This is a genomic window from Vibrio sp. 10N.222.49.A3, assembly GCF_041475145.1.
Taxonomy (GTDB): domain Bacteria; phylum Pseudomonadota; class Gammaproteobacteria; order Enterobacterales; family Vibrionaceae; genus Vibrio; species Vibrio tasmaniensis_A.
The window spans coordinates 1-9,198 of sequence record NZ_JBFRVM010000144.1; the positions used below are offsets into that span (position 1 = coordinate 1).

General features: G+C 44.3%; 7 protein-coding genes and 2 pseudogenes. 3 read left to right on the plus strand and 6 right to left on the minus strand.

Going from position 1 to position 9,198, the window contains the following annotated elements:
* Positions 1 to 219 (plus strand): annotated as a pseudogene (locus AB4589_RS20490) (hypothetical protein); the annotation flags it as partial.
* A 154-nt stretch (positions 220 to 373) separates the two neighbouring features.
* On the opposite strand, the gene AB4589_RS20495 reads toward AB4589_RS20490, so the two are convergent.
* The 4 genes from AB4589_RS20495 to AB4589_RS20510 all read right to left on the minus strand — a co-directional run bounded on the left by AB4589_RS20495 (position 374) and on the right by AB4589_RS20510 (position 5,090).
* Positions 374 to 1,576 carry a tyrosine-type recombinase/integrase gene (locus tag AB4589_RS20495; protein ID WP_102294658.1) on the minus strand — a complete coding sequence of 401 codons (1,203 nt, stop codon included), beginning with the start codon at positions 1,574 to 1,576 and terminating at the stop codon, positions 374 to 376.
* A gap of 216 nt (positions 1,577 to 1,792) precedes the next feature.
* Positions 1,793 to 3,439 (minus strand): chaperonin GroEL, encoded by a 1,647-nt coding sequence (groL, locus tag AB4589_RS20500; protein ID WP_372101588.1) that lies wholly within the window; start codon positions 3,437 to 3,439, stop codon positions 1,793 to 1,795.
* Between the two features lie 52 nt (positions 3,440 to 3,491).
* Positions 3,492 to 3,782, minus strand: coding sequence for a co-chaperone GroES (locus AB4589_RS20505; RefSeq protein WP_372101589.1), 291 nt, complete (start codon positions 3,780 to 3,782; stop codon positions 3,492 to 3,494).
* Positions 3,783 to 3,965: 183 nt separating this feature from the next.
* Positions 3,966 to 5,090, minus strand: a complete 1,125-nt coding sequence (locus AB4589_RS20510; RefSeq protein ID WP_372101590.1) for an LPS O-antigen chain length determinant protein WzzB — start codon at positions 5,088 to 5,090, stop codon at positions 3,966 to 3,968.
* A gap of 156 nt (positions 5,091 to 5,246) precedes the next feature.
* On the opposite strand from AB4589_RS20510, the gene AB4589_RS20515 reads away from it, so the two are divergent.
* Both AB4589_RS20515 and AB4589_RS20520 read left to right on the plus strand, forming a co-directional pair.
* Positions 5,247 to 6,590, plus strand: a complete 1,344-nt coding sequence (locus AB4589_RS20515) for an MATE family efflux transporter (protein WP_372101591.1) — start codon at positions 5,247 to 5,249, stop codon at positions 6,588 to 6,590.
* 67 nt (positions 6,591 to 6,657) lie between these two features.
* Complete coding sequence (locus AB4589_RS20520) at positions 6,658 to 7,146, plus strand: methylated-DNA--[protein]-cysteine S-methyltransferase (RefSeq protein ID WP_372101592.1); 489 nt, start codon at positions 6,658 to 6,660, stop codon at positions 7,144 to 7,146.
* Between the two features lie 180 nt (positions 7,147 to 7,326).
* On the opposite strand, the gene gpmM is transcribed toward AB4589_RS20520, so the two are convergent.
* Positions 7,327 to 8,859 carry a 2,3-bisphosphoglycerate-independent phosphoglycerate mutase gene (gene gpmM / locus AB4589_RS20525; protein ID WP_372101593.1) on the minus strand — a complete coding sequence of 511 codons (1,533 nt, stop codon included), beginning with the start codon at positions 8,857 to 8,859 and terminating at the stop codon, positions 7,327 to 7,329.
* 182 nt (positions 8,860 to 9,041) lie between these two features.
* Positions 9,042 to 9,198 (minus strand): annotated as a pseudogene (locus AB4589_RS20530) (IS630 family transposase); the annotation flags it as partial.

Below are 9,198 nucleotides of genomic sequence, written 5' to 3' on the forward strand. Positions count from 1 at the left end.
CTGCTGGTGCGGATCAGAATTGCCGATAAAGAAAGTATGTACGATGACATAAAGGAAAACTTAGACGCTCAGAAACCAGATTATTATCTACATGGTAAGGAAGGCTTCTTCTGGTATCAAAATCAAATATACACTCTTAAAGTGAAACTCTTGAACTTAGTACGCCAGCCAGAGGTCGAGGAGGTGATTAAAGTTCACGCCTATCGAGTGCTGATCTAGCTCATTTGGAAGAATAAACACCCCATCCCACCAGTCGTTTTGGAGCAGGTGTTTAAGGTCTTAGGGTAATGCTCATATTTGAACGTGCAGCATAAACAGTATTATTTTGGGGGGCAAGCTCGATAACATTGCCCCAACACTGAATCAATCACATCTAGTGCTCATCTGACAAAATATCTAAGTAATCAGCCCATTCCTGCATTAGTTTGATCCTTTCTGACAAGTAAAGTGAGCGATTATACGCCCTTGACGTTGCCGTTCCCGTCAAATGAGCTAACTGTGTTTCGATCACCTCAGAATTCCAGCCTTTCTCATGTAAAATAGTTGAAGCTGTACTTCTAAAACCATGAGCTGACATTACATCTGCGGGGTACCCTAAATCTCGTAAACGATTAGTTAATATATTCTTGCTCATCGGCTTATTGCTATCCCTTTGGTTAGGGAAAACAAGAGGCGAATAGCCCGTCACTAATTTAACATTCCTTAACTGATCCACAACTTGTCGTGACATTGGTACAAGATGCTCACGATTACGCTTCATCTCTTCAGCAGGAATTCTGATTAAACAATCTTCAAAATCAATATAGTCCCACTTTAGATTTCTTATTTCAGTTGGTCTTAAAAAGACTCTAGGTATAAGCCTAAGAGCTTCTATCGTACAGTAGTTCCCTGATTGATTCGTATCAATATCTTTAATCAATTGTCCTAGTTCGCTGGGTTTAACAATTGCAGCTCTATGCTGAACTTTCGGTAACGGCTTCAATATATCTCCAAGCGGCAGACCTTGAGCTGGGTTATTTCGAGTCAATCGATGACCTAATGCATATCCAAATACCCTATTAATAACAGCTAGTATATTCGGAGCTTTTTTTGGGGTACCAGCCGCCTCAATTGCCAACATGAGATCAGTAATATGTCTTGTATCAATCTCATCGAGATGCAGTTTACAAATACTTTTTGAGTCAATGATTATCCATCGCCTAACTCGGGCAGCATGATCTTCTGACCAAGAGTCCTTTTTTTGATCCCACCACTTCAGAGCTATCGTAGAAAACAGCTTATTTTTATCTTCCCCCTTGCTACGCTTCCTCTCCCTGCGTTCATCCATAGGATTAATGCCGTGAACCAAAGATGCCCTTGCTTCTTCTGCTAATTTCCGCGCCTCGCTAAGGGATACGGAGGGGTACTTTCCTAAAGCCATTTCTTGGTACTTCCCTGAATACCTAAAACGAAACCTCCAAAGCTTAGAGCCATTTATTTTTATAAGTAAAAACAAACCATTACCATCAGATTTCTTAATCTGAGATTTACCTACAGGGCATGAGAAATTCTTAACATCCAGTGCTTTAAGTGCCATTTTAAACTCCTAGGAGGGGTACCAAATGAGGGGTACCATTATATTACACCACTAATTTTACAGTTTCAAAAACTACGATACCCCTCATCAAACCCCTTAAACCCGCAGAAGTCATGAGCTTACATTGGATACTATAGGAACTCAGAACAAAAGAAAGCCCCGTAAACACTTGGCTTACGGGGCTTTACTGGACTTTACTGGATTAAGGCAGGACGTTTACATCATGCCGCCCATGCCACCCATACCGCCCATGCCACCCATATCAGGCATTGCAGAGCCAGAATCTTGTGGCTTATCAGTGATCATCGCTTCTGTTGTGATCATAAGACCAGCAACGGATGCTGCGAACTGAAGTGCAGAACGCGTTACCTTAGTTGGATCTAGGATACCCATAGCAATCATGTCGCCGTACTCACCCGTAGCAGCGTTGTAACCGTAGTTACCTTCGCCAGCACGAACGTTGTTAGCAACAACAGATTCTTCGTCGCCTGCGTTTTTAGTGATTTGACGAATAGGTGCTTCCATTGCACGTAGTGCAACACGGATACCTACGTTTTGCTCTTCGTTGTCACCTTCAAGGCCAGCAACTTTAGATGCAGCACGGATAAGTGCAACACCACCACCAGCAACCACACCCTCTTCAACAGCAGCGCGAGTTGCGTGAAGTGCATCTTCAACGCGGTCTTTCTTCTCTTTCATCTCAACTTCAGTAGCAGCGCCAACTTTGATTACCGCAACACCGCCAGCTAACTTAGCTACGCGCTCTTGAAGTTTTTCTTTGTCGTAGTCAGACGTTGCATCTTCGATTTGTTGACGAATTTGAGAAACGCGACCTTTGATCATCACTTCATCGCCCGCACCATCGATGATGGTTGAGTTTTCTTTAGTGATCGTAATACGCTTAGCTTGACCTAGGTCTTCTAGCGTTACTTTTTCAAGGTCTAGGCCGATCTCTTCAGAGATAACCGTGCCGCCCGTTAGGATAGCGATGTCTTGAAGCATAGATTTACGACGGTCGCCAAAACCAGGTGCTTTAACCGCAGCCACTTTAACGATGCCACGCATGTTGTTCACAACAAGAGTTGCTAGCGCTTCGCCTTCTACATCTTCAGCGATGATAAGAAGTGGACGAGATGCCTTAGCAACCGCTTCTAGAGTCGGAAGAAGTTCACGGATGTTCGACACTTTCTTGTCGATAAGAAGAATGAACGGGCTATCTAGATCAACAGAACCGGCTTCTTGGTTGTTGATGAAGTAAGGAGATAGGTAACCGCGGTCGAACTGCATACCTTCAACTACGTCTAACTCGTCTTGCAGAGCCTGACCTTCTTCAACCGTGATAACGCCATCACGACCTACTTTTTCCATCGCTTCAGCAATGATGTTACCTACTGTCGAATCAGAGTTCGCAGAGATAGTACCTACTTGCGCGATAGCTTTTGTGTCTGAACAAGGAACAGAAAGGTTCTTCAGCTCTTCAACAGCCGCGATAACCGCTTTGTCGATGCCGCGCTTAAGATCCATTGGGTTCATGCCAGCAGCAACCGCTTTTAGGCCTTCAGCGATAATAGACTGAGCCAATACTGTTGCTGTTGTTGTTCCGTCGCCCGCCGCGTCATTCGCTTGCGAAGCCACTTCTTTAACCATTTGTGCGCCCATGTTTTGGAACTTGTCTTCAAGTTCGATTTCACGTGCAACTGAAACACCATCTTTAGTGATAGTCGGTGCGCCAAATGATTTGTCTAGAACAACGTTACGGCCTTTAGGACCTAGCGTTACTTTTACTGCGTCAGCCAGAACGTTTACACCTTCAAGCATTTTAATACGTGCGTCGTTACCAAATTTAACGTCTTTAGCAGCCATCTTAATTTCCTTTAAAATTCTTTATTCAGTCAGTTCAGTTTTATGGGTCGGATTACTCAACGATCGCCATGATGTCGTTTTCAGACATGATCAGAACTTCTTTGCCGTCGATCTTTTCAGTTTTAGTGCCGTAGCCTTCAGAAAAGATAACAGTATCGCCAACTTTAACGTCCAATGGTTGTACTGAATCATTTTCTAAAATGCGGCCTTTGCCAACAGCTAGAATAGTACCGCGCGTTGATTTTTCAGCGGCAGAACCAGTTAGAACGATGCCACCAGCAGATTTAGATTCAACTTCTTGGCGCTCAACGATAACTCGGTCGTGTAGAGGACGGATATTCATCGGTCGGATCTCCTGATAATTTCCATTTAATTTGATAGTTGCCACGATTGGCATGGGGTTACCCAATATGTTGGGGCGATGTGGAAGAACCCAAGGGGTGAAAGAGACTTTTTGTGAGGGAACTCAAACAACAATGGATGTAAAAAGAAAAATGGCTAGTGAGTAACACTAGCCATTTGAAGCTTAATCTTCTTTTCTAAACGCAAAGCGTACTAGAACAATCGCAACCCCAAGCATACCGCCTAACAATGTACCAAGGACAACGATCAAAGCACGTTTAGGTTTGTCACGAGCGGCTGGCGGTTCAACATCACTTAGGTAACGAAATGCGTGAAAATCAACGGTTCGATCGATTTTAATACTGTCGAACATATCTAACTGAGCCGTTATCTGGAGAAGACGAGGCTCTAAAACAGTGAGATTTTTTACAGACTCCAAAATCTTGATTTTTTCTTGTAAAGCTTTTGAGCCAAGTTCAATTGCATAAAAATCTCTTGCGTTACCACTTAAAAGAGGGGTATCTACACCTGCTGCTTTGGCAATTTTCAAGGCAGACTGCGCGCGCTCGATTTCAGAAAGCAACTTGTTTCTAGCCTTATTTTCAAGAACTATTTTTTGCTGGAGTAGCTCGTTACGCTCACCAAAAACGAGAGCTTCAAGATGATCAAATGCATTATCACGAACTTGAACCTCAGTGAAAGCAATATAAGAGCTTAATAAATCAAAACTGCTTTCTTTTGTCATGGATTGAAAACTCAGAACATATGGTGCATCTTTGTCCTTCTTGTCTGTCAGTGACGCAGAGACCCTTTCTAACCACTCTATGTGTAGCTCGCGGGAAGCTTCTTCAGTTACCTCAGAAGCATTCGCAAAATGATTATCTTTAATATCTTGAAACTCTGGGCTTTCATCTAAGAAAGCTTGTTTATTATTATTTGAATTAAACAATTCAACAAATCGTTGAAATATGACCTGAGAATCAACTAAATAATCGAGTTCTTCACTACCAGAGGTTGAACCATTTGCTTGATAAATAGAGAAGGCAGGTTGAAATTGTTTTACCTGCTGCTGATACATTATTCTATCTTGAAGTTCAGCTTTTGTAATCTCGGCTTCAGAAGACCACCATTCTTGAGCCAGTAAAGCAAAACCAATAGCACTAGACGTAAATAAAGCCGTGACCAAAATAATTAAGAGCTTACCATCCCACAAAGCTTTAAAAAGCTCTCTTAGGTCGATCTCATCATTTGGAATGTACATCGGCGGATTTTGTTGGGTATACGACTGTGGTTGTGTGTGCTGCTTCACTGTAAATCTCTCAAAATATCGAAATTGATAACGGCAGAATCCTATCACACCGCATACCGTTAGTAATGTGTGAATTGTAAACTTTATGAAAGCGATCTTCAGACTATTCACTATTCACTGTACTCTACTCATATTCTAGTTCAAACGGCGTTTTACATGCAAGATAAGCACGGGCTTTTAACGGCCCCAATAGCAGACACATTGCGCACAATGACCATACCGACCATTTTCGGTATGGTGACGATCTTGATGTTTAACCTCGTCGATACTTTCTTTATCTCGTTGCTTGGAACCCAAGCCCTTGCTGCTGTTAGCTTTACCTTCCCTGTCACCTTTGCCATCAACTGCATCACCATGGGGATTGGTATTGGCTTATCGACGTGTATCGGTCGGTTGCTTGGCCAAGGCAGCGCACAAAATGCAGCACGCTTTACCTGTCATGGCTTATTGTTGGCTCTGCTTCTTGTCGGCTGCGCTTCTACGCTAGGTATTATTTCCTTAGAAGCACTGTTTACCCTGTTAGGGGCAAAGCAAGAATTGCTGCCGCTGATATCGGAATACATGTCGGTGTGGTATCTCGCGATCCCATTATTGGTCATTCCCATGGCAGGCAACAGCGCGATTCGAGCGACAGGCGATACAAAAACGCCCGCCAAGATCATGCTGCTCGCAGGCCTGATCAATGGTGTTTTAGATCCGCTACTCATCTTCGGTTACGGGCCTTTTCCTGAATTAGGGATTCAAGGCGCAGCCATTGCTAGCGGATTCAGTTGGTTTGGGGCGTTGTGTGGCTCATTGTATGTATTAACCATACGAGAAAAGCTGCTTGCTCCGCCCAAACTAAAAAACATCATCGATGACTGGAAACAGATCTTAACCATCGGCACACCCGCCGCCCTTTCCAATGCTCTGAATCCAATTGCTGGCGCTATTATCATGATGATGTTAGCCAAACAAGGAACCGAAGCTATAGCTGCTTACGGTGCAGCCCAGCGTATTGAATCGATTTTGATCATCGTGTTGATGTCTTTAACCTCTGCCCTCACGCCTTTTATGGCGCAAAACTTTGGCGCTGATAATCCACAGCGTAGTTTCAAAGCTCTGTTCTTAAGCATGCGCTTTGCGGTGATGTTCCAAGGTTTGATTTTCTTAATGATGGTGCCGTTAAGCATTCCTTTGGCTGCTCTATTCTCTCAAGAAGAATCCGTACGAGGCATCTTGTGGCACTACCTGTTAGTTGTGCCGTTTAGCTATGGATTCCAAGGGATTGTAATGATGCTGATCAGCGCGATGAATGCCATGCATCAGCCACTCAAAGCCTTTCAGTGGAGCTTCATGCGCCTGTTTGTATTCACATTGCCTTTCGCTTGGATCGGCAGCCAGATTGATGGCGTCGAAGGGTTGTTTATCGGCTTAGCATTGGGGAACATCATGGGTGGCATTTCAGGGTATTTGTTTGCGCTTCGTATAAAAAAAGATACGAGATGCGAAAAGACTTAAGAGCAGGTGAGAGATTCGAGATTCGAAGAGCTTGAGAGCAGAAAAAGACTAAAAAAAGGAAGAGGGCATGAAAGACACCACTTACAAAATGCTTTATGACGCACCAATTGGCAAGATGATCATTGTGAGTAATGGTGTGTCGCTTATTGAAATTGACCATGTAAATCATGAAGAGCTAATGATTAGCAATCCAGATGACCTTTGCCAACTGGCAGCGAAACAGTTAGATGAGTACTTCGCAGGTCAACGAATAGAATTCGATTTGCCATTAAAAGCGATAAAAGGCACTGACTTTCAAAAAGTAGCTTGGCAGGCTTTAACAACCATTCCTTATGGCGAAACCATCAGTTACGGTGAGCAAGCAAAGAGAATGGACAACCCAAAAGCCGTAAGAGCAGTGGGTGGTGCAAATGGCAAGAATCCATTTAGCATCGTAGTCCCCTGCCACCGAGTCATCGGTGAAAATGGGACATTAACCGGCTATACCGGCGGCATGAACCGCAAAGAGTGGTTGTTGGATTTTGAGCATTCGGTTCTGACTCAAGCTAGCAAATAACTCCCTGTCATTCCCTACAGCGAGGGACGAGCGTGATAGGGAATCTCTCTTTATGTTGAACACCAAGTATGACAAGCAATACTAGGCATAAGATTCCAGATACAAAAAAACGGCTACACTCACGCGCAGCCGTTCTAATGTTCGATGAAAGTTAAAACTATTTATCTAAAAAAACAGTAATTACTTAACGATCACGTCACCCGACATTTCAACTGGGATATCAATACCAGACAGAGAAAGCATCGTTGGTGCAAGGTCAGACAGTTTACCGCCTTCTTTGAACTCAACGTCTTTACTACCTACGTAGATAAGTGGAACTGGTAGATTAGTGTGCGCTGTGTGGATGCCGCCCGTTTCTGGGTTTACCATCATTTCCGCGTTACCGTGGTCCGCTGTGATGAGCAGTTGGCCGTCAGCTTCTTTGATTGCTTCAACCACTTTGCCAAGACATTCGTCTAGCGACTCTACCGCTTTAACTGCTGCATCGTAAACGCCAGTGTGGCCAACCATGTCACAGTTAGGGAAGTTACAAACGATAGCGTCGTATTTGCCGCCTTTGATTGCTGCAACAAGCTTTTCAGTTAGCTCTGGTGCACTCATTTCTGGTTGTAGGTCGTACGTTGCTACTTTTGGAGAAGCAACAAGCTGACGCTCTTCGCCTTCAAACTCGTCTTCTTTACCGCCGTTGAAGAAGAACGTCACGTGCGCGTATTTCTCTGTTTCAGAGATACGTAGCTGCGTTTTGCCTTCTTTCGATAGCCATTCGCCGTAAGTGTTCTCTAGAGAAGCCGGTGGGAATGCACATAGCAGTGGAATGTCTGCAGCGTATTGAGTCAGCATCACGAAATCGATCGCTGGGAATACGTTACGCTCAAAACCGTCGAAGCTAGGTACGAACGCACGGGTGATTTCACGCGCACGGTCGGCACGGTAGTTCATGAAGATAACCGCATCGCCATCTACGATAGCGGCAGACTCTTCGCCTTCTGCTTTGATTTCAGTCGCTTTCACGAACTCATCGTTTTCGTCACGAGCGTAAGCCGCTTCTAGGCCAGCTACTGCTGTGTCGAATGTAAACTCCGCTTTTGCTTGAGTCAGTAGGTCGTAAGATTCTTGAACGCGATCCCAGTTGTTATCACGGTCCATTGCGTAGTAACGACCAATAAGCGAAGCCACACGGCCTTTGCCTAGCTTAGCGAACAGCTCTTGGAAGCGTGCTAGCGTGTTTTCTGCGCTACGTGGCGGCGTATCACGGCCGTCTAGGAATGCGTGTAGGTAGATTTTCTCTGCGCCACGCTCTGCTGCCATTTCAACGGCTGCGTAGATGTGGTCTTCATGAGAGTGAACGCCACCTGGAGACATAAGACCCATGATGTGAACCGCTTTCTCAGCTTTTACCGCTTTGTCGATAGCGTTCACGAGTGTTTCAGTTTGGCCGAATTCACCGTCTGCGATTGATTTAGTAATACGCGTTAAATCTTGGTATACCACGCGACCCGCACCGATGTTGGTGTGACCCACTTCAGAGTTACCCATTTGGCCATCAGGTAGGCCTACATCTAAGCCAGAAGCCGAGATTAGCGTGTTAGGTTGGTTAGCAATAAGACCGTCTAATACAGGTGTATTAGCGTTCGCGATAGCGTTGTCTTGGTTGTCTTCACGGTAACCGTAACCGTCAAGGATCACTAGAGCCATTGGCTTCTTAGCTGACATAGGACTGACCTCGTTCAATTCAAAATAAATCGGTATAAAAACAAATTAGCGTAATTTTACTACAGTTTACAGTCAAAACTGTAGCGGAAGATCAAGAAACGTCACAGGTAGGAGGATCGAATGTAAAAAATGTCGTTATTCGTCATATCCAAATGATCAATCCACAGAAGGTATATACCCGTTCAACTTGAAAATGCAGGCTTCAATATCTGAAAATTATCCGTAATTCTGGATACAAGTGAGCCTGCAACTTTTGGTAGCGTCACATTAAAAAACTTTTTGATAGCAGAGGTGAATGCTGCTTTTGAGGGGAAGTAAGCGTTATTCCTCACATGCTCA

Coding starts and splice junctions, on each gene's coding strand:
- AB4589_RS20495 (WP_102294658.1), bottom strand. CDS start 1,576: ATGGCACTTAAAGCACTGGATGTTAAGAATTTCTCATGCCCTGTAGGT.
- groL (WP_372101588.1), bottom strand. CDS start 3,439: ATGGCTGCTAAAGACGTTAAATTTGGTAACGACGCACGTATTAAAATG.
- AB4589_RS20505 (WP_372101589.1), bottom strand. CDS start 3,782: ATGAATATCCGTCCTCTACACGACCGAGTTATCGTTGAGCGCCAAGAA.
- AB4589_RS20515 (WP_372101591.1), top strand. CDS start 5,247: ATGCAAGATAAGCACGGGCTTTTAACGGCCCCAATAGCAGACACATTG.
- gpmM (WP_372101593.1), bottom strand. CDS start 8,859: ATGTCAGCTAAGAAGCCAATGGCTCTAGTGATCCTTGACGGTTACGGT.
- AB4589_RS20520 (WP_372101592.1), top strand. CDS start 6,658: ATGAAAGACACCACTTACAAAATGCTTTATGACGCACCAATTGGCAAG.